Genomic DNA, 21,066 nt, shown 5'->3' with positions numbered 1-21,066 from the left:
TACATGTGTAAGGCCTCGGCTCCCTCTGACGAGGGAGCTGTCGAACGAAGTGAGACTGAGGGAGAGAAGAGAAGCAGACGAAGTCTGCGGGAGACGCTGCATCGGCCAAAGGCCGATTCCGTTCTCGAGAAGCCCGCCGTTACGCACGGCGGGCTTCTCGCGTTCCAGAGGCATTTGTGGAAGAATGAGCTGCGGAAGGGTTTTCGCACAAAGGAGCGCATATGAGCATCGGTCTCATCATCGCAATCGTCATTCTCGTACTCATCATCGGCGTCGTGGCGTGGGGCATCGGCGCCTACAACAACCTCGTCACCCTCAAAAACCGCGTCAGGAACGGCTGGGCGCAGATCGACGTGCAGCTGAAGCAACGCTCCGACCTCATCCCGAACCTGGTCGAGACCGTCAAGGGATACGCTACCCACGAATCGCAGACGCTGGCCAACGTGATGGCGGCCCGTGCCGGCGTGCTGCAATCCACAGCCAGCGGCGACGTATCGCAGCGCATCGCCGCCGAAAACCAGCTCTCCCGCGCCCTGTTCAACCTGCAGGCCACCGCCGAGGCGTACCCGCAGCTGCAGGCCAACCAGAACTTCCTCAATTTGCAGGGCCAGCTCAAGGACCTGGAGAACAAGATCGCCTACGCCCGCCAGTTCTACAACGACGTGGTCCTGAAGTTCAACACCGCCATCGAGACCGTGCCGAGCAACATCATCGCCGGTCTCTTCCACTTCGAACAGGCCCAGTACTTCGAGGCCGACGAGCCCGCCCGCCAGGCCCCGCAGGTCAGGTTCTGATGGCAAAGCGATTCATCCGTGCCGGCATCATCAGCGCCATCGCCACGCTGATCATGGCCGTCTTCTTCGGCGCGCTCACCTGGGCGCCGAACCACGTGTACGAATCGGACCTGAGCTACCGCACGCTGGATTACGACGTCACCGCGGACACCAGCGGCGACCTCACCGTCACCCAGCACATCGACGTGAAGATGCTCGAGCGCACCGACGGCGACGACAACGTCAAACCCTGGAAGCAGCTCTACCAGCAGTACACGCTGCGCGGCAGCAACCTGACCGACATCACGGACATCAGCGTCACCAACGTCACCGACGGCATCAACTATGCGCAGCAGACCGAACCGAAATACCCTGACGACGTATCGGACAGCGAATGGGACTCCGATTACGCGAACCGCTGGTACATCGCGGACGTGACCGCCGGCGCATCCCAGCCCAAGCCGTACGCCCCCGGCAAGGACGGCCTCGCCATCAACAGCGACGCCTCCAAAATCATCGAAATCGGCTGGAACATCCCCGCCACCCGCAAGGCCGACAGCATGAAGTTCGACGTCACCTTCATCATGCACGACGTGATGACCCAATGGAACGACGTGGCCGACTTCCAATGGGAGCCGTTCGGCAAATCCAACCCGGTGCCGATCGGCACGGTCACCGGCATCGTGCACTTCCCCGAAGGCATCACCAAGAATGATTCTTGGGCGTGGCTGCACACCGAACGCACCTCCGAAACCAGCCGTACCGCGGACGGCGGCCTCAAGTTCACGGCCTACAACATCCATTCCGGCGATTACTTGGATGTGGTGGCCGCCTATGCCTCCACGCCAACATCCACCGGCATCAGCCGCGTCCGCAAGGCCGATCGTCTGGACGCCCTCAAACGCAGCGAGGCCGAACAGGAACGGCAGTGGCAGGAAGGCCAACGGACCGCGGCACGCGCGCGCCTGGCCCTGTGGATCGCCACGGTCGTGATCGGCGTGGCATTGTGCGCGTGGGGCCTGTACGCTTCGATCACCAGTAACAAACGCTCGAAATACCGCGGTCCCATCGAATACTGGCGCGACCAGCCCGGCATCAGCCCCGCCTCCGCCGCCCGGCTCATCGACGTGGTGGACAAAACCGGCGGCACGCAATCGAACCGCGAGCTCACCGCCACTCTGCTTTCGCTCGCCGTCAAGAAGGCGCTCGCCATCTACCCAGGATCCTCGGACCTGTACCGCGGCATCGACATGAGCCGGGCCACACCGGTGGAGCTGAGCCACATGATCGCCGCCGATCCGGGCCGACAGCGTGCGGCCCTGTCCACTAGCACCATCGTGCTGTTGCCCGCTGCCATCGACGCCGTGCCCAACCGCGAGCAACTGGACCTGAGCGATTCCGAGGACGCGCTGCTGAACCTGCTCACCGTGATCTCCCACCGCGTGGGCTGCCCGGTGTTCGACTTCAACCAGATGCGCCTGGCCTGCCGCGATTGGGAGGACGGATACATCGAGCTCGGCAAGTTCACCACCGCCTGCGACATCGAATACGTGCGCCTGGACGCCTCCCGTTCGCGCGGCTGGCAGTGGATCCTCGCCGGCGTGCTCGCCGCGGTGGCCGGTTTCGGCGCCATGATCGCCAACCTCATCATCGGCTATGGCATGGTGGGGCTCATCACCGGACTGCCGGTGTTCGCCGTGGGACTGTTCTGCTCGATGTCCGGCGCACTGCACGAGCTGACCGCAACCGGTCAGGAGATCGCCGGCCGTTGCCTGGGACTCAAGCGCTACATGCAGGACTTCTCCAACTTCACCGACCGTGGCGCCGCCGATTTGGCCATGTGGGACTGGTACATGGTTTACGCCGCCGCGTTCGGCATCTCCGAGCGCGTGATGCGCGAGCTCGCCAAGGCCTACCCGCAGGTCTCCGATCCTGACTGGCTGGACAGCAACGCTTCCGATTCGATGGTCTACTGGACCTACCGGTCGCACACGTGGCATGACCGGTACGATTACGGGCATGAATCCGGTGGACCCGGTGGTCCGTGGGGTCCGGGCGGTCCCGGCAACGGTGGCGGTCTCGCCGGCCAGTTCGGCGCGACCCCGCTGTTCGGCGGCACGGCCTACGCGCCGGGCTTCTCCGACCTCGGCTCCCAGCTGTCCTCCGGTTTCGCCGACATCACCTCCACGATCCACGCGGCGGCACCCAGCTACGACAGCGGCGACTCCGGTGGTTTCGGCGGCAGCGGCGGAAGCTTCTCCGGCGGCGGCTTCGGCGGCTCGTCCGGCGGTTCCGGCGGCGGTTCCTTCGGCGGGAGGTGATGCGGGCCGGCCGAATCGCCCCATGGTGTAGGGATTTGCACATGATGTAGGGATCCGGCCACGGCGTGAGGTCAAGAAACGGCTTCATTCCGCCGTTATGAAGAATTCGTGTCCCTACATCATGTGCAAATCCCTACACCATGGGACGCGCGAGCCGAAAGCTGTCTGCGGCCGCACTCACTGAGTTGTTTTCAAGATTGCTCTAAGTACATCATCCTCATGAGGCAGCACCACATCTTCCAGTGTCGGACTATAGGGGATTGGCGCTGATTTTGCGCCGACGCGAACAATCGGTGCCTGCAGCCATTGGAATGTGTGTTCGGCTACCTCTGCAGCGATTTCGCCGCCGACTCCGCCGGTCCGAATGGCTTCATGAGCGATCACCAATCGTCCGGTCTTTTTCACGGACCGATAGATAGTTTCCATGTCCAAAGGAACGATACTGCGCAGGTCGATGACTTCCACGCTAATGCCGTACTGTTCTTCAGCCTGCTTTGCCGCAGCAAGGGCATGCGTCAACATCCTGGAATAGGAAACTAGAGTGACATCGGTACCTTCGCGCAGAACTTCCGCCTTATCCAGCGGAACGATTACGTCACCATCATCTACCGGGCCGGTAACGGGGAACAGTTCCTTATGCTCGAAGAATATGACGGGATTTGGATCACGGATTGCGGCCTTCAACAATCCCTTGCCTGTTTGTGGACTGGATGGGATGACGACTTTGATGCCCGGAATGGATACGAACCAGGATTCCAGCGATTGCGAATGCTGAGCGGCGGCATGGCGCATGGAACCGTCGGGAGCCCTCAATACAAGCGGAAGGTGTGCTTGGCCGCCAAACATGTAATGGGCTTTGGCCATTTGATTAAGGATCTCGTCCATAGTGATACCGATGAAGTCGGCAAAATGTAAGTCGATGACCGGCTTTGCGCCGGCCATGGCTGCGCCAACTCCTGCGCCGACCAATGCCGTCTCGCTGATTGGTGTGTCGAGTACACGATCGCCGAATTCATCGTGCAATCCTGCGAACTGTCCGAAGATGCCACCCTGTTTGACAATATCCTCGCCGTAGACAAACACATCAGGGTCGGCGCGCATTTCTTCTGTCATGGCTTCTTTTGTTGCCTGGCAGAAGGTAATAATCCTACTCATGGTGCTCCTCCTGAACATAGACATCGTCGAGTGCCTCGCTGGGCTGTGGGTAAGGACTGTTTCGTGCAAACTCCAATGCTGCCGACAGCTCCTGTTCTACGGCTGCGTCTTCTCGGGCGAAATCCGCATCCGTAAGGATTCCGTCAAGACGCATGCGTTCTGTAAAACGGTCGATGGGATCGTTATGCAGTTTGTACTCACGTACCTCGTCTTGGGAACGATAGGCTTGAGGGTCGGTGATGAAATGCCCATCAATGCGGTAGGTGCGGCATTCCAGAATCGAAGGCCCCTTGCCGCTTCTTGCCCGTTCAATAAGATGTGAGGCTGCGTTTCGGACGGAAAGCACGTCATTGCCATCGACGGTGATTCCTGGGATACCGTATCCTTGAGCCCGCTGTGACAGGTAATCGACGTTCTTAATGTCGTCGAATCGGGTGGTGGATGCCCATTGATTGTTTTCACACACATATATGACCGGCAACTTCCAACTGGCGGCGAGATTCACCGCTTCATGGAATGTGCCACGGCTGGAGGCGCCATCTCCGAAGAAACATACGGCCACATCATTGGCGTGACGTTGTCGTATGGCCAATGCGGCGCCGGTGGCGATGTTGAATCCGCCACCGACCACCCCGTTGGCTCCAAGCATGCCTACGCTGAAATCAGCCAGATGCATGGAACCGCCTTTGCCTTTGCAATAGCCTGTGGCGCGGCCGAAAAGCTCGGCGAATGATCGATTCATGGCAGCGCCCTTTGCAAGGGTATGTCCATGCCCGCGATGGGTGCTGGTTACGTAATCCTTGGCAGTGAGGTTCGCGCAGACGCCGACTGCGACTGCTTCTTCCCCGATGTACAGGTGAGCTGGTCCGAGAATCTCCGTGCCGGAAAGCTCTTTGACGGTCTGTTCAAAACGTCGGATTCGCCGCATGGAACGATAGAGAGCTGCTGCTTCGGCTGCATTGATTTGTTGAGAGGTATTCATGCTAATCTTCTTTCGCTTCGCTTATGGAAAGCAGCGGCTTGCCAGGAACGCCGGCTCTCATATCGGCGAATGCCTGATTGATGTTTTCGATCGCATACGTGTTGCCTAATGCCGGAGCAATGTCTAAACCGCCAGACAGCAAATCAAGGCATTGATTCCAAGTGCGAGGAATGAGTCGGCCCGATGTGCCAGCCAGGGTGATTTCCCGGTAGAGAATTTCCTCGGAAAGGTCCAGGTTGAAAATTCCCTGTGGCAATCCCACGGAAATTATTCTTCCGCCTTTGCGCAGACTGCGAATCGCTTTACGTACGGCTTGATGGTCATCACAACAGTTGATTGCTATGTCGAATACGCCATATGTCTCTTGATCGTCGATATCCCCGTTGATAACAGTGTTGGCGCCCATCAGCTGTGCACGTTCGAGCTTGGCCTCGTACAAGTCAACGGCGGTAATATGCTTCGCGCCAAATGCCTTTGCTGCGGCAATGGCGAACAATCCAATCGGTCCGCAGCCGACGATGAGGACATCGTTGCCTTGCACTTCGGCTACATCTACGCCGTGTACTGCAGCACCCATGGGCTCCATGATTGATCCCTGTACGTCACTGATGGAGTCGGGAAGGTGAATGGCGCTGTCCGACTGTACAACGGCATACTGGGCGAAACAACCTGGTACGGTTGCGCCGAACAGTCGTGCGCGCTCGCACAAGTGGGCCCTGCCCGCGCGGCATTGCGCGCAATTGTTGCATCCAAAGTGGCTTTCCACGGCAACACGCTCGCCAATCCTGTTGGATGGGACCCCGTCGCCGACTGCGACGATTACGCCGGAGCATTCATGACCGATGATGATTGGTGGGTGCATGCGTGCCTGTGCCCATGAAGTCCATTCCTCGATATGCCTATCTGTGGCACATACCGCTGCCCGGTTTACGCGGATTAGGACATCACCAGTTTCCGGTACGGGAACCGGAACTGATCCCAACGAGAGACCAGGGCCGGGCTGGGTCTTTACAACAGCCGTCATAGTGGTGGGTATGGTATTCAATCGAGCGTCGCACCTCCGTCCACATCGATGGTCTCGCCGGTGATGAATCCGGATTCCGGGGCTGCGAGAAATGCAATTACTCGTGCGATTTCCTCGGGCTCAGCCGGTCGCTTGACCAACATTCCAGCCAAAATCCTCGTACGTGTCTCATCGCTCATGGCATCGGTCATCGGGGTGTGGGTAAATCCGGGCATAACAGCATTGACAGTGATACCCGCCGGAGCATATTCCCTGGCTGCGCCACGGGTCAAGGATGCGACTCCTGCCTTGGATGCCCCATAGGCGACGTTGCCAAGGTATCCGCCACCATGTTTTGCGGCGATGGAGGAGACATTGACGATTCTCCCGTAGCCTTGCTCGGCCATGTGGCGTGCGGCATGTGTGATATTGAGGAATACGCCCTTGAGATTCACCGCAAGGATATGATCCCACTCGTGTTCGGTTACCTCCTGCAGAGGTTGTTTGAGAATGACGCCGGCGTTGTTGACGAGAATATCAACGCCTCCATGTTGTGCAAGCAGCTCTTCATGAATATGAATCACATCATGCTCGTTGGATACATCGCCTATAGCTGGTATGGCTCGGCCGCCTTGCGCCAGAATCGTTTCGATGGTTTCATGTGCGGTGTCCGGGTTGATGTCGTTGACGGCGACCTGAACGCCTTTTGCCGCCAGCATAAGGGCGGTGGCGCGTCCGATACCGCGGCCAGCCCCGGTGACTAGGGCCGTCTGTTGCTCCCAATGCTTCAAGACCAACGTATGCCCTCCTACTTGAGCTTACGATAAATGAGATTGCCAATCAGCTGGATAAGTTGAACAAGAACGACAAGCACGATTACTGTGCCGTACATGATGGCATCATTGAAGTTCTGATAACCGTAGGTGATGGCGACGGCACCGAGGCCGCCAGCGCCAATGGCTCCGGCCATTGCCGTCAATCCCAGAATGGAGATTGTGGCTAGGGTGACGTTAAGGATGATTGCTGGAATTGCTTCAGGAATCATGACCCTGCCTATGACCTGCAGGGTGGATGCGCCGAATGAGCTGGCTGCGACGATAAGATCATGATCCACTGCTTTGAGGCTTCCCTCAAAGAGTCGGGCGGTGAACGGAGCTCCAACGGCGACCAGTGGTACCAGCGCTGCTTCTTCTCCGATGGAGGTGCCGACGATGAGCCGTGTCAACGGAATGATGGCAACCGCAAGAATAATGAAAGGGAATGAACGCAGAATGTTGACGATGATGTCAAGCGTACGGTACGCAATCTGATTCGGATGAAGACCGCCCGGGGCTGTGACCACCAGCACAATCGCGAGCGCGAGGCCGATGATGGAGGAGAGAATGGTGGCGATAATGACCATGTACGCCGTAGATCCCAAAGCGGGAAGCATGACGTCGTTGATGATTTTGTCCCAAGGCTGTTCGCTCACAGTTCCTCCCAAGTAACGTGATGCTCGTTAAGGTAATTCTTGATGGATTCAGTATCCGAATCGGTAATGTTGATGATGACGCTTCCGAGTACGTCGTCGCGGTACTTGTCGGTAGTGGCCCAGATGAGGGAGAACGGGATACCTGTCTGCCGGGTCATAGTGCTCAGGAAGGTGTCATACACGTGATCGGGACCGTACGAGATGCGAATATTGGTGCCGGTGCGGGGAAGCGTTTCAGACTGCTCTCGGTTCTCAAGCAATGCGCCAAGATGTGATGCGTTATGCACGAACACATCCTGTACGCTACCTGACGCGGTAATACGACCGTCCTCCAGCACGGACACGTTTTGGCAGATACGCTTGATGACTTCCATCTGATGGGTGACGATGATCACTGCGATGCCGCTTTGCTCGTTGATTTCGCGTAGCAAGGTGAGGATCGAAGCCGTGGTCTTTGGATCAAGGGCTGAAGTAGCCTCATCACAAAGAATGGTTTTGGGGTCCAAGGTCAAGGCGCGGGCAATGGCTACGCGCTGCTGCTGACCGCCGGATAGTTCACGGGGACGGGAATCGAGTTTGTCTTCCAATCCGACGATTTTTGCATACCGGCGGACCTTCTCGTCGATTTCGTCTTTGTTGTAATGCCATAGCCGCATCGGAAGCGCGATATTGTCATATACCGTTTTTCGCTTCATCAGGGAGAAACTTTGGAAAATCAGACCGATATTCCGCTTGAATGCACGCGCTTGTTTACCGCTGCCGCGCTCGCTGACTTCGGTCCCCTCGACCTTGATGCTGCCGGAATCGTACGGTTCCATGCCGTTGAGACATTTCAGCAGTGTGGACTTGCCCGCACCGCTCAGGCCGATGATGCCATGAATCTCCCCATCCTGGATGGTCAGGTTGACGCCTTTGAGCACAGGAGTACCACCATAGCTTTTTACCAGGTCGTGTATCTCAATCACCTGTTCGTATCCTTTCGTTTTTCACGCATGGAAGAGCGGCGGTCGGGATTTCCGCGAGCCGCCGCTCCTTGTTCCGATGATTACCAGAGCGGAACAACCGCTTCCTTGAATTCTTTGGCCAGTTCCTTCTTGATGGCGTCGGTCTTGATGGCGTTGGTGAACAGTTTGGCGTTCTCTTCGTTCCCGGAGCCGTCCTTGTATGCGACTACCAGGGAGTACTTGCCGCTATCCTCATCGGATTCTTTGCCGAGTGCTGTCGCCGGGTCGATTCCGCCCTGGGTCGCTGAAATTGAGTTGATGACTGCGGCGTCGGCGTCGTCCAGGCCCTTGACTTCCTTCATGACATCGGTTTCGGTGATTTTCAGGTTCTTCGGATTACTGGTGATATCGAGGGTCGAAGGAACGTCCACGCCATCCTTCAACTTGATCAAGTCATTCGTGGCCAGCGTCTTCAATGCCCGGGCGCGATTTGCGGCGTCATTGGGAACCAGCACACTGGCTCCATCCTGCAGGTCCTTGAGATTCTTGACCTTGCTGGAGTAAATGCCCATGTAGTACGTGAACACGCCCTTGGGGTCATATGCCTTGAGCTGCGTACCGTTCTTCTCGTTGAACTGGTTGAGATAAACGTTGTGCTGGTAGAAGTTGAGGTTGATGCTGCCTTCCTGCAACGCAGTGTCAGGAGTGACGAAATCATCGAATACCTTCACCGTGACAGTCTTGCCGGAATCCTTGTTCTGCTGATCGAATTCGGTTTTGATTGCTTCAGCCAGATCCTTGTAAATCGGCGATACGCCCACAATGACTTCCTTGGAGTCGGCGCTAGCGGCGGTCTGTCCGCAGGCGGATACGCCGATCAGGCTGACCGCCACAAGTGCGGCGGCTGCAATCTTCTTCAACTTGCTGGTGAATGACATGGTCGGATTTCCCCTCTCTGGAATCTTCTCTGCTGTTGCGTTTTCGTATATGGCGAAGTCGGGAGCCTATCCCAATCAGTTCTCGTCGTTCCAGACGGGTGCGACTCCGCGATCCTTGAACACCTGCTCGGCCACAGCCACCGCGTTCTGTACCTTCGGCCAGCCGGCGTAGGGGAGCAACTGCAAGAACGTTTCGATAACCTCATTGGGAGTCCAACCGACGTTCAGAGCACCGTTGATATGGACCTTGAGCGCCAGGGCGGTGTCTCCTTGGGAAGCCAGAGATGAGATGACCGCGAGCTGCTTGTACTTCACGTCCAGACCGGGGCGTGTGTAAATGTCGCCGAACGGGAATTCGGCAATGTATCGGGTCAGATCGGGGGCGACTTCGGCGAACGAATCGACCACGCCCTCGCCGGTACCGCCGATTACCTCTTCCAGCTTCTTGCGTCCGCGGATAAAACGCTCCGATTGCTTTGCGGCCATGATGTTCTCTCCCTGTTTGATGTGGTTTTGTTTGATGACGTTGGTGAACACGTTATCGGAGATCAAAGCTCGGATTGTTCAGTCTCTGATGAGGAACATGGGTTATAGCGCGTTCAAGAAAAGCCGCATCAAACGGGCTATGAGACTTGGCGATAAGGTGGCTCTATGAGCGGTCATAATCAGTCTCGGTAGCAGCGTCTCAATATGTGAGACTTGCAATCTATGGAGGTGCACATTATTGCATCCAAAAATGTGGGAGATGCGCACATAAATGGAACCAATTATGTGTGAGACACGCACATAATGGTGGGGGTAACGGTGCCGAAGTCAGGAGAGGAAATGCGTGAACGGGCCCATATTGTGCCCCTGCGAAGCCGGACTTCCGTGCATCCTCCCCTGAAATCCATCGGCCTGCCTACGCTGGGAAACGGATAATCACCGGACGATTTGCCGGGCTTACGTACCGGCGTCCACAACGAAGGGACCACATCATGGCACTGTTCCGCAACCTCGGCCCGTTCTCCACCACCGCCATCGGCCATGGCGAAATGCCGCTGACCATCGAGAACAACCGCGGCCACGACATCGGCATCGAGACGCTGCATGCCTCGCTGGACGCCGGCTGCCGTCACATCGACACGGCCTGGGCGTACTACACGCCGGGCGAGGAGGAGCAGACCGGCGAGAAGCTGGTCCGCGAGGCGCTTGCCACCTGGAAGGGCCCGAAGGACGAGGTCACCGTGGCCACTAAGATCGGCCTGCGCCGCACGTGGGGCGAGCATGGCGAACCGCTGTGGCCGCGCGACGGCAAGCCCGAGCACCTCATCGAGTACGGCAAGCAGTCCGCCATGGCCCTCGGCGTGGACACCATCGATCTGCTCTACCTGCACCGCCACGACCCGGAGGTGCCGTACAACGAATCCATCGAGGCCCTGAAGCAGCTCGTGGATGAGGGCGTGGCCCGTGTGGCCGGCGTCTCCAACGCATCCATCGAACAGATCGACATCGCCCGTTCCATCCTCGGCGACAAGCTCGTGGCCGTGCAGAACCAGTACTCGCCGATTCACCTGGAGACCCAGGACACGCTTGACTACTGCGCCAAGCTCGGCCTCGCCTTCGTGTGCTGGAGCCCGCTCGGCGGCTACCGTCACCCCTACGACGAATCCAAGTTCGACCCGTTCCGTGAGGTGGCCGCGGCCCATCATGTGAGCTACCAGCAGGTGACGCTGGCTTGGGAGCTCGCCAAGGGCGACCACATGTTCGTGATCCCCGGCGCCCATCGCCCCGAGACCATCCTCGACTCCCTCAAGGCCGACCAGCTCGAGCTCTCCCCGGAAGAGCTCGCCAAGCTCGGCTGACGGTTCGGATTCGGTTCATAGCTGCCATCGATGCCCGGCCACGTCGGCAAACGACCTCCCGTAATTGCTGTGCTGGCGTCTTGGCTCGCGCCGGACCCAGCTAACGGTTCAGGCCGCGGTTGTTTGCCCGTTTCAGGCTGCTTCTCGCGTTACTTTTTTCGAAACAAGGCCATACTTCGTGAAAAGGTAACGCTCACCGGCACTCAGTGTTACTTTTTCACGAGATATGGCTGTATTTCGAGAAAAAGTAACACTGACGGCAGCTCAGCGTGCCTTTTTCACGAAGTATGGGCCGATTTCGAAAAAAGTAACGCCAGCGGAGACGGATACGAACGTCGCCGTTAAATGACACCCCATATCGGCCGGAACTCATCATCGGGTGATATCGAATCGGCCACGAAGGAGTAGTAATGCGTAAAAAGCTGATTCTTGACCTTGATACCGGTATTGATGATGCGATGGCGATCGCGTATGCGTTGGGTAGCGCGGGCGAGGCTGATCTGATTGGCATCACGGCCACGTACGGCAATGTCGCGGTGCCGCTCGCCGCGCGCAACGCGCTGGCGGTGCTGCACCTGTTCGGCCGTGACGATGTGCCGGTGTATCCGGGCGTGGATCATCCCATCGCGCCGGCGGCATTGCCTCGGATTAGGGGTGTGGGCGCGGCGGTCAAGGCCGATGGCGCCGCGGTTGCAGGTCCATCGTCAAGCTCCGATGCGTCGGCCGGTTCCGGTTCCGATGGAAGTTGCGAAGCGACTACGGCGGAGTGGCGCACCCAAGCGTACGAGAATTGGCGTGATGGCGGCCGCGGCGGCTGGCCGTCGGGCGAGCCGTGGGTTCCGTCGCCGGGTTCGGTCGCGGTGCATCACCCCAACGGCATCGGCGGCGCGGTGATCCCGGATTCGCCGCGCGCTCCGGAAGCACCCGGTTCGGCCGTCGGTTTCATCATCGATGCCGCCCGCAAGTACGGCCCTGACCTGACAATCGTGCCCACGGGAGCGATGACCACAATGGCGACCGTGTTCCGCAACGCACCGGACCTCAAGGATTCCGGTGTGAACGTGACGCTGATGGGCGGAGCCCTGACCCTGCCCGGCAACGTGAGCCCGGCCGCGGAAGCGAACATCAGCCAGGATCCGGAGGCCGCCGACTACCTGTTCCGTTGCGGGGCTCGTACCACGATGATCGGCCTGGACGTGACTCATCAGACCGCGCTGACCCGCGCGAAGGCCCATGAGTGGGCGTCGCTGGGCACGGCGGCCGGTGATTTCCTCGTCACGATGACCGATTACTACATCGATTTCTACCTCAAAAACCAGCCGGAGATCCACGGGTGCGGTCTGCATGACCCGCTGGCCGTGGCGGCGGCGCTCGACCCGTCACTGGTCACGATGTTCGGGTTCAACCTGCAGGTCGATTTGGAGGGCGCGTTCCGCGGATGGACGATCGGCGACCGGTCCCGCCTGCAGGATGCGGACAAGCATACGCAGGTCGCGCTCGGCGTGGACGTGCCCCGCTTCCTCGACCGCTTCATGACCCGCGTCACCAACGCCGCCTCAGCCGCGTGATACGGAAAAGGCTGGTCCGAACGGAATCGTTCAGATCAGCCTTAAAAGCACACGCGGCGAAACGGAAAACCCGCGTCACAGTCCGGGAATCAATCCTCCGGGCGGGTCGAGCGTGAGGTACTCCTCTTCAAGGTCGATGTCCGGCACCAGCTCTTCCACGAACGGCACCAGCGCGGTCTTCTCCACCACGTCCTCGCCCTTCGCGTTCTGGCCGGTCACCACCGGTTCGACCAGACGAATCTTCAGCAGCGACTGGGCGGGGGAGTCGAGGACATCCACCACCTTGCCCACCACCTGACCGGCGGGCAGTCCCAAGCCGTTATCCGAAGCCAGACGCGCCTCAAGCCCGATGAGATCCTTCGGATACCATTCGTCCGCCTCAAGCATCTCGTCCGGGTCGTCGGCCTCGCCGTACAGCTCCACGCCGTTCAGCGCTTCGGCGGCGTTGCGGTCGTCCGTGCCCTCGAACTTCAGGATCCAACGGTCCTTCATCGTGCGGGACTTCTCGATGATGTACTCGGTCTCGCCGTCGTCCTCATACAGGACGGATCCCGGCTCGAAACGCCATTCCGGGTCGTCGGTGAAAACGCGCACGGTGACTTCGCCCTTCAGGCCCTGCGCTCGCCCGATACGAGCGACCCTCAGCAACTCGCGCTGCTGAGGGTCGTCGTGCATGTTCTGCTCTGCCATGCTGTGAATCAATCCTTGTCTTATCGACGCACGTCCATGATGTCGACGCGCACCTTGTGATCGGACAGCGCCTGGATCACGGTGCGAATCGCATTGGCGGTGCGGCCTCCGCGGCCGATGACGCGGCCGATGTCCTCCGGGTTCACGCGCACACGAAGCAGTTCGCCGCGCGCGTTCTCATGGGACTTGACCGATACATCGTCCGGAAAATCGACGATGTTCTTGATGAGGTGTTCCACAGCCTGTGCAAGCATGATTGCTAGCCTTTCGCTATCGCCGTTATGACTCAGGCCTCGGCCGGAGCTTCTTCGGCGGCATCCTCAGCCGGAGCTTCCTCAGCGGCGGCGGCAGCCTCGGCTTCAGCCTTGGCCTTGGCCTCAGCCTCGGACTTGGCGGCCTTCAGCTTCTGAGCCTGGTTCTCCACGGCCTCGATGCGGGCCTCGGCGTCCGGGCCGGCCTCAACGGTCTTCAGCGTGCCTTCGGCACCCTCAAGGCCCTTGAACTTCTGCCAGTCACCGGTGATCTTGAGCAGGTTGAGCACGGGCTCGGACGGCTGAGCGCCGACGCCAAGCCAGTACTGAGCGCGCTCGGAATCGATCTTGATGGTCGAGGGCTGGGTGTTCGGATCGTAGGTGCCGATCTCCTCGATGACCTTGCCGTCACGCTTCTTGCGGGAATCGGCGATCACCACGCGGTAGAAGGCGTAGAACTTCTTGCCCTGTCGCTTCAGACGAATCTTGGTTGCCAAAATGGCTCTCCTTGTAAATACTAGGTTTGTGGTTTCTCGGTATGCTGTGTGGGGCACGGCTCGCCGGAACCCACGTGTCCTCGCGGCCCGGGGTGTAGAGGGCGCCACGCGCGCGCGAATAACTGGCCTATTATAGCGCGCAGCCCCGGACTGACACTCCGGTTGCGGCGTGCGATTGTCCGAGGCTGCGATTGTTTGGCCTGCTGATTGCCGGGATCGTTACGGGTGAGCTGTCCGGCCGGTATGATGCTGATGTAGTGTCACTTCACCGTCAACGTCGCGGTGAGGGCCAGATGATCGGTGTCTTTGATTTCGAACGACTTAACGCCGGACGGCTGCAGTCCCGGCGTGAACAGCACGTGGTCCAGTTCGATGCGCGGCCACTTGAGCCAACGGGGGAACGTGAGGTTCGGTCCGGCGCCCTGGGTCAGGCTCGCGTCCTTGAACCCGGCCTTGAGCAACGCTCGGAAGCTCGGGTGATCGGTGCCGGAGTTGAGGTCGCCCATGACCACGGCGATGTTGTGGTCGTCGATGGCCGAGGCGTTGGCGATGGCGCGCAGGCCCAGGATGCCGGCGGGCCAGTCGACGCAGCCGCGCATCGGGGACTTCGGGTGCGCCGAGCAGAACGTCACCGTGCGGGTGCGATGCAGGGAAACATCGGATGCGGGTTCCGGGTCATCGGATCGCGGGTCATCAAGCCTGAGCGTGACGGCCGGCACGTCGGCGGCGGGAATCGTCACCACGTTCGGCACGGCCGCGGCCGGTTCGTACCGCGAAAAGACGACGTTGTATCCACCGTTGTCGGTGTCCTTGGCCTCGCCTGACTGGCAGTGGGGGAGAAGCTCGCCGATGCCGGCCGCTTCCAGTCGAGCCATCAGATCGTCGCTGACCTCCTGCAAGGCAAGTACGTCGATACCGCGCGTGCGAACGTTCGCCACGATGTCGCCGGCGTCGGCGCGACCGTACCGGCAGTTCAGGGTCATGACGGCGAACCGTGCCGGCAATGTTTCACGACCTGTTTCACGTTCGCTGGATTTTGTTTCACGGGATGTTTCACGATGGGTTTCGCGGCGTTTGGCCCGCGGATCGGAAGACAGGCCCCAGTAGCTGAGCCGTTGCGAGGAAGTCAGCAGCGCGTCCGCCAGCAGACAGAACAATGCGCCCCATGCGTGCAGCCATGCGGCCACCCCGGCTCCCACCAACAGGGGAATCCACAGGAACGGCGTCAGCGCGATCATGTACGGCAGCGGCATGCGTGCCTCAGCGCCGGCCGGCAGCGCGCACAGCGCCGCCCAGATGCAACCGATGAGCGCCACGATATAGAGGAACGTGATCATGCGATTCCTTTCACTTACGACATTGGCTCCCCTCGCCGAGGGGAGCTGTCGCTGAAAGCGACTGAGGGAGCATCTCCCGAATTTGCGGGAAGCTCCCCTCAGTCAGCTCCGCTGACAGCTCCCCTCAGCGAGGGGAGCCAGAGTTTAAGGGGGATGCGGCGTATTTGTAAGGCTCTGCTAAACCGGAATTGACATGAATCCAATGGGACTACCCCTCAGTCGGCTATGCCGACAGCTCATCCTGCAATTAAGGACGGACTTCATCCGCGTTTCATTGGCTCGCCTGTCGTCTCGCACATTGCCTGCAACCAGCTCCGCTGTTTGCTTCACGGCAATGTCCTGACAAGGGGCGCCGAGAATGAGGGCGTATCAATCCTGATTTGCCTGATTTAACAGAGCCTATTGCAAGGGCCGCATCCGAAACAATCAGCGACCGAGCAGGCCGCCGAGGCCGCCGCCCAGGTTCGGGGGCAGCTCGGCACCGCTGTCACCGCCGCCCATCAGGCCTTCCAGGCCGGCGGGCAGGGCCGGGTTCTGCGGCTTCTTGGCGAACGCGGAACCGCCGGTGGAGCCGGACGACTTGCCGGACAAACGGTCGCGCAATGCCCTCTCCTCGGCCTCGCGCTTCATCGGATTGCCGGACTTGCCGCCCTTCTTCTTGTTCTTGCCCTTCTTCTTGCCGGAAGCCGGGCCGCCGAAGCCGGGGATGCCGCCGCCCATGCCGGCGCGGTTGGACATGCGCTTCATCATCTTCGCGGCCTGCTCGAAACGCTGCAGCAGGGCGTTGACCTGCGAGACCGTCACGCCGGAACCGTAGGCGATGCGGGCGCGGCGGGAGCCGTTGATGATCGACGGGTCACGGCGTTCGGCCGGGGTCATCGAACGGATGATGGCCTCGGTGCGGTCGATCTCCTTCTCGTCGAACTGCTCCAGTTCCTTGCGGTGCTGGGCCATGCCCGGAATCATGCCGAGCAGCGACTTCATCGAACCGAGCTTCCTGACCTGCTGCAGCTGGTCCAGGAAGTCGTCCAGGCCGAACGAGCCGTCGGAGATCTTCTCGGCGGCCTTGCGGGCCTCCTCCTCGTCGAACTGCTTCTGCGCCTGCTCGATGAGCGTCATGATGTCGCCCATGTCGAGGATGCGGGAGGCCATGCGGTCCGGGTGGAAGACCTCGAAGTCCTTCAGGCCCTCGCCGTTGGAGGCGAACAGGATCGGCTTGCCGGTCACGCTCGCCACGGACAGGGCCGCACCGCCGCGGGCGTCGCCATCGAGCTTGGAAAGCACCACGCCGGTGAAGTCCACGCCCTCGTCGAAGGCCTTGGCGGTCTTGACGGCGTCCTGGCCGATCATCGCGTCGATGACGAACAGGATCTCATTGGGCTGCACGGCGTCGCGGATGTCGCGGGCCTGCTTCATGAGCTCCTCGTCCACGCCCAGACGGCCGGCGGTATCGATGATCACCGTGTCGTACAGCTTCTGCTTGGCGAAGGCGATGGAGTCGCGCGCCACCTTCACCGGATCGCCGGTGGTCTGGCCCGGAGCGGCCACTGCCTCGCCGCCGTCCGACTGCACGCCCTTCTCCGGGGCGTACACCGGTACGCCGGCGCGCTCGCCGACCACCTGAAGCTGGGTCACGGCGTTCGGGCGCTGCAGATCGGCCGCCACCAGCAGCGGCGTGTGGCCGGCGTCCTTGAGCCAGTAGCCGAGCTTGCCGGCCAGCGTGGTCTTACCGGCGCCCTGCAGACCGGCGAGCATGATGATCGTCGGCGGGTTCTTGGCGAAGTTCAGCGGACGGTCCACGCCCTGGCCGAGCACATCGGTCAACTCCTCGTTGACGATCTTCACCACCTGCTGGGCGGGGTTGAGCGCCTGGGAGACCTCGGTGCCGAGCGCACGCTCGCGCACCTTGCCGGTGAAGGAACGCACCACGTCGAGCGCCACATCGGCGTCGAGCAGCGCGCGGCGGATCTCACGGATGGTGCCGTCGATGTCCGCCTCGGAAAGCTTGCCCTTGCTCTTCAGATGCTTGAACGCATTCGAGAGCCTGTCAGTCAAAGAAGAAAATGCTGCCATAATGGGCAACAGTCTAGCCTCCACGCGGGAAATCACGGGTTCGGCGGCGGCCGGCCTCGTGGCCCCTCAGCCCGCGGCACAATCCCGTCCGCCGATCGAGCGCTTCCGGTACCATGGAATGGCAATAAATCCAGTGTTTTTTGGAATGCTTATGCTGTTTTGAAAATCCTTGGACACCACCCTATACGCAGACTGCCGTGCGCCCTCGCGAATCGAGCCAACGGGTCGGAGAAACCGTGAGCCAGTGAAGTAGCGGGCCAACGCAGACATGCCGTGCAATAAGGAAGGCCCGCCTATGCCACAACATAAAACCATCGAACGCAAAGCCCTGATCGTCGGCATCGTCGTCAACGTGATTCAGGTCGCGGCCGGTATGGCCGTGTTCTTCATGACCGGTCTCAAGGCCATGTTCCTCGATTTCTCCTTCACCGCCATATCCGTGCTCTCCGGTCTCGTGGCGGTGTACCTGTCCACCCGGACCGTGCGCACCACCGAACGGTTCCCCAACGGCCTGTTCGCGCTCGAACCGATCTACGCGATCTGCAAGGCCATCTTCACCATGTCCCTGCTGGTGTATTCGCTGATCGACGTCTGCCAAGTGGCCTACGACTACTTCGTGCTCGGGGACGGCGAACGCATCGTCACCGGACCGGTGGTGATCTACGAGGTGCTGACCGTGGCCATCTGCTTCGGCCTGTACGTCTACTACCGCCGCGAGAACCGAGCGATCCGCAACGCCAGCACCATGCTCACCGCCGAATGCAAAAGCACGCTGGTGGACGGCGCGATGTCGTTCGGCATCGGCGCGGTGGCCGTGTTCCTTATGCTGCTGCCCGCCGACGGGCCGCTGGACTTCCTGCACTACACCGGCGACTTCTTCATCACCGTGGCGCTGGTGGCGTTCACCATCAAGGAGCCGTTCGGCGTGCTCAAGGACGCCTTCATCGAACTGGTCGGCGGCGTGCATGACGACGACGAGACCAACGCCTTCGTGGAGGCGGAGTCGCAGCACCACCTGCCGGCGAACACCGAATACGAGCAGACGCTGATCTTCAAGACCGGCATGAACTACACGGTGGACGTGTACCTGGCCGGCACCGGCGAGACCATCGACGTGGCCAACCTCATCGAATGCAAGCGCTCGCTGGAGCAGGCACTCAAGAAACGCCTGCACATCGTGGACGTCGACTTCGTGTTCGACTGATTCGGCTCCCGGCAGCGCAGAAACGCAGAATGGCTCCGTAGGTAATCCTGCGGAGCCATTCTTGCAATCAGTCGATCAGCGATCAGACGATTAGCCGGAAACCGGTAGGCTCTGTTAAACCAAGATTGACATGAATCCATGTCTGGCTACCCCTCAGTCGGCTTCGCCGCCAGCTCCCCTGACAAGGGGAGCCAAGAATAGGGGGACATGTCAATCTTGGTTTAACAGAGCCAACCGGCATTACTTCAGGGACCAGGTCGACCCCTGCGGGCCGTCCTCGATGGCGATGCCGGCCTCGCCCAAAGCATCGCGGATCGCGTCGGCCTTGGCGAAGTCCTTGGCCTTGCGGGCCTCCTGACGGGCCTTGAGCTGTTCGGCGATAAGCGCCTCCAGCGCGGAGTGCTCGGGGGAGTCGCCATCGGCCGCGGCGCCACCGGCGGCACCGGCGGAGACCCACGGCTCGGCCAGCGGGTCGAGACCCAGCGTATCGAGCATGGCGCGCACAGACAGCAGGGAGTCGCGCACCTCGGCGCGGGCCGTTTCCGTGTCCGCGCGGTCGGAAAGCTTGGAAAGCAAGGTATTGCCGGAACGAATCGCGGTGAAGATCGCGGCGGTGGCGCCGGACACGTTGATGTCGTCGTTCATCGCGGTCACGAAATCGGCGGGCAGGTCATCGGCGGACACGGCGGCCACCTCCTCGCGGGAGGGCTGGTCCTCAAGCACCACGCCGGCGCGCTCGATGAAGTTCGCGATGCGCTCGTAGGCGGCCTGCGCCTCCACCAGCGCCTGATCGGACCACTCCAGCATCGAACGGTACTGCACGGAACCGAGGGCGTAACGCACCACCCAGGCGGAATGCTCGGCCAGCACGGACGGTACGGACAGGCCGGTGCCCAGCGACTTCGACATCTTCTCGCCCTTGGCGGTGACCCACGCGGAATGCATCCAGCGGGCTGCCGATTCGTAGCCGGCGGCGCGCGTCTGCGCCATCTCGTTCTCGTGATGCGGGAAACGCAGGTCGAGGCCGCCGCCGTGGATGTCGAAGCCGTCCTTCAGATAACGGTGGGACATGGCGGAGCACTCGATATGCCAGCCCGGACGGCCGACGCCGAACGGCGTGGACCAGCGGGCGTCTTCGGGATCGGTGTCCTTCGGGGCCTTCCATAGCGCGAAATCGCGCGGATCGTGCTTGTCGGGGGAGGCGTCGGCCGGATCGACCGGGTTGTACTTGTCGTCGCCGGCGGCGTCCACGGACGGGCCCATGCGGTCGGCGACGGCCGCGGCCTCGTCCACCTCGGCGGTCTGCTTCTGATGGGTCAGTTCGCCGTAATGCGGCCAGGAGGCCACGTCGAAGTACACGTTGCCGGTGGGCTTGCCATCCTCGTCCACCACCACGTAGCCGTGGCCGTTGTCCAGGATGCGCTGGATGAGGTCGATCATGTCGGACATGTGGCCGGTGGCGCGCGGTTCCACGGTGGGCGGCAGCACGCCGAGCGTGTTGTACGCCTCGGTGAACTCGCGCTCGTAGTAGTAAGCGCGGGCCCACCACTGCTGTCCGGCCGCGGCGGCCTTGTCGAGGATCTTGTCGTCGATGTCGGTCACGTTGCGCACGAACGTCACCTGATAGCCGAGCTTCAGGAACCAGCGGCGCACGATGTCGAACGCCACGGCTGCGCGGATATGGCCGATGTGCGGGGACGACTGCACGGTGGCGCCACACACGTAGATGCCCACCTTGCCGGGCTTGATCGGCGTGAAATGGCTGACCTGATGCGAGGCCGTGTCATACAGGCTCAGGCCCTCGGCGGCCTTGGCCACATGCACCGGCGTCAGGCTCGACGGCATGACGGAAATGTTGAAATCCTGCGGTTCTTGGCTGTTTCCCATAGGCACCAAGCCTAAGGTCCGAGCCAGACATGGGCAAGAGGGAAACCGGTGCGCGAACCGATTGCGGCACGTGCACGATGACACCGTTCGACGGGCGTCCGTTCGCTGCCGGTGCCTTGCCGGTTCTT

19 protein-coding genes are annotated in these 21,066 nt (G+C 60.7%); 5 read left to right on the top strand and 14 right to left on the bottom strand.

Going from position 1 to position 21,066, the window contains the following annotated elements:
• Window positions 1–221: 221 nt before the first annotated feature.
• Both JS536_RS07275 and JS536_RS07270 read left to right on the top strand, forming a co-directional pair.
• The gene (locus JS536_RS07275) at window positions 222–794 is read left to right on the top strand and encodes a LemA family protein (protein WP_214356395.1); all 573 of its coding nucleotides are present in this window, start codon (window positions 222–224) and stop codon (window positions 792–794) included.
• On the top strand, window positions 794–3,094 hold the full coding sequence (locus JS536_RS07270) for a DUF2207 domain-containing protein (protein ID WP_214356394.1): 2,301 nt from the start codon (window positions 794–796) through the stop codon (window positions 3,092–3,094). The genes JS536_RS07275 and JS536_RS07270 overlap by 1 nt, the downstream gene beginning before the upstream one ends.
• Window positions 3,095–3,271: 177 nt before the next feature.
• Here JS536_RS07270 and JS536_RS07265 read toward each other — a convergent pair whose 3' ends face one another.
• The 8 genes from JS536_RS07265 to JS536_RS07230 form a co-directional block, all read right to left on the bottom strand.
• A complete protein-coding gene (locus JS536_RS07265) occupies window positions 3,272–4,249 on the bottom strand; it encodes an alpha-ketoacid dehydrogenase subunit beta (RefSeq protein ID WP_214356393.1) in 978 nt (325 codons plus the stop codon).
• Window positions 4,242–5,231, bottom strand: coding sequence for a thiamine pyrophosphate-dependent dehydrogenase E1 component subunit alpha (locus JS536_RS07260; protein ID WP_214356392.1), 990 nt, complete (start codon window positions 5,229–5,231; stop codon window positions 4,242–4,244). Before JS536_RS07260 ends, JS536_RS07265 begins: the two co-directional genes overlap by 8 nt.
• Window position 5,232: 1 nt before the next feature.
• Complete coding sequence (locus JS536_RS11840; RefSeq protein ID WP_240544307.1) at window positions 5,233–5,808, bottom strand: zinc-binding dehydrogenase; 576 nt, start codon at window positions 5,806–5,808, stop codon at window positions 5,233–5,235.
• 464 nt (window positions 5,809–6,272) lie between these two features.
• A complete protein-coding gene (locus JS536_RS07250; protein ID WP_214356390.1) occupies window positions 6,273–7,031 on the bottom strand; it encodes a 3-oxoacyl-ACP reductase family protein in 759 nt (252 codons plus the stop codon).
• 11 nt (window positions 7,032–7,042) lie between these two features.
• A complete protein-coding gene (locus tag JS536_RS07245; protein WP_214356389.1) occupies window positions 7,043–7,705 on the bottom strand; it encodes a methionine ABC transporter permease in 663 nt (220 codons plus the stop codon).
• A complete protein-coding gene (locus tag JS536_RS07240; RefSeq protein ID WP_214356388.1) occupies window positions 7,702–8,670 on the bottom strand; it encodes a methionine ABC transporter ATP-binding protein in 969 nt (322 codons plus the stop codon). Before JS536_RS07240 ends, JS536_RS07245 begins: the two co-directional genes overlap by 4 nt.
• An 80-nt stretch (window positions 8,671–8,750) precedes the next feature.
• The gene (locus JS536_RS07235) at window positions 8,751–9,587 is read right to left on the bottom strand and encodes a MetQ/NlpA family ABC transporter substrate-binding protein (RefSeq protein ID WP_214356387.1); all 837 of its coding nucleotides are present in this window, start codon (window positions 9,585–9,587) and stop codon (window positions 8,751–8,753) included.
• Between the two features lie 75 nt (window positions 9,588–9,662).
• Window positions 9,663–10,139, bottom strand: coding sequence for a carboxymuconolactone decarboxylase family protein (locus JS536_RS07230; protein WP_240544306.1), 477 nt, complete (start codon window positions 10,137–10,139; stop codon window positions 9,663–9,665).
• 425 nt (window positions 10,140–10,564) lie between these two features.
• Here JS536_RS07230 and JS536_RS07225 point away from each other — a divergent pair, with 425 nt between their 5' ends.
• Together JS536_RS07225 and JS536_RS07220 are read left to right on the top strand one after the other, a co-directional pair.
• Window positions 10,565–11,431 carry an aldo/keto reductase gene (locus JS536_RS07225; RefSeq protein WP_214304021.1) on the top strand — a complete coding sequence of 289 codons (867 nt, stop codon included), beginning with the start codon at window positions 10,565–10,567 and terminating at the stop codon, window positions 11,429–11,431.
• A 410-nt stretch (window positions 11,432–11,841) separates the two neighbouring features.
• Window positions 11,842–12,999, top strand: a complete 1,158-nt coding sequence (locus JS536_RS07220) for a nucleoside hydrolase (protein ID WP_214356386.1) — start codon at window positions 11,842–11,844, stop codon at window positions 12,997–12,999.
• 75 nt (window positions 13,000–13,074) lie between these two features.
• Here the strand turns inward: JS536_RS07220 and rimM are convergent, their stop codons facing one another.
• The 5 genes from rimM to ffh all read right to left on the bottom strand — a co-directional run bounded on the left by rimM (window position 13,075) and on the right by ffh (window position 17,847).
• Window positions 13,075–13,689, bottom strand: a complete 615-nt coding sequence (rimM, locus tag JS536_RS07215) for a ribosome maturation factor RimM (protein WP_109058096.1) — start codon at window positions 13,687–13,689, stop codon at window positions 13,075–13,077.
• Window positions 13,690–13,709: 20 nt separating this feature from the next.
• Entirely contained in the window at window positions 13,710–13,943 is a 234-nt protein-coding gene (locus JS536_RS07210) for an RNA-binding protein (RefSeq protein ID WP_007051427.1), read from the bottom strand.
• A gap of 32 nt (window positions 13,944–13,975) precedes the next feature.
• Window positions 13,976–14,437 carry a 30S ribosomal protein S16 gene (gene rpsP, locus JS536_RS07205; RefSeq protein WP_109058095.1) on the bottom strand — a complete coding sequence of 154 codons (462 nt, stop codon included), beginning with the start codon at window positions 14,435–14,437 and terminating at the stop codon, window positions 13,976–13,978.
• Between the two features lie 260 nt (window positions 14,438–14,697).
• A complete protein-coding gene (locus tag JS536_RS07200; protein WP_214356385.1) occupies window positions 14,698–15,774 on the bottom strand; it encodes an endonuclease/exonuclease/phosphatase family protein in 1,077 nt (358 codons plus the stop codon).
• A gap of 426 nt (window positions 15,775–16,200) precedes the next feature.
• A complete protein-coding gene (gene ffh / locus JS536_RS07195) occupies window positions 16,201–17,847 on the bottom strand; it encodes a signal recognition particle protein (protein WP_214356384.1) in 1,647 nt (548 codons plus the stop codon).
• Between the two features lie 295 nt (window positions 17,848–18,142).
• On the opposite strand from ffh, the gene JS536_RS07190 reads away from it, so the two are divergent.
• Window positions 18,143–19,051, top strand: a complete 909-nt coding sequence (locus JS536_RS07190) for a cation transporter (protein WP_214356383.1) — start codon at window positions 18,143–18,145, stop codon at window positions 19,049–19,051.
• A 240-nt stretch (window positions 19,052–19,291) separates the two neighbouring features.
• Here the strand turns inward: JS536_RS07190 and cysS are convergent, their stop codons facing one another.
• Entirely contained in the window at window positions 19,292–20,938 is a 1,647-nt protein-coding gene (gene cysS / locus JS536_RS07185; protein ID WP_214356382.1) for a cysteine--tRNA ligase, read from the bottom strand.
• Window positions 20,939–21,066 lie beyond the last annotated feature (128 nt).

It is taken from the genome of Bifidobacterium sp. SO4 (genome assembly GCF_018555355.1).
Classification (GTDB): domain Bacteria; phylum Actinomycetota; class Actinomycetes; order Actinomycetales; family Bifidobacteriaceae; genus Bifidobacterium; species Bifidobacterium miconisargentati.
Note: the sequence above shows the minus strand (reverse complement) of the source record. Positions and strands in the feature narration are given on the sequence as shown.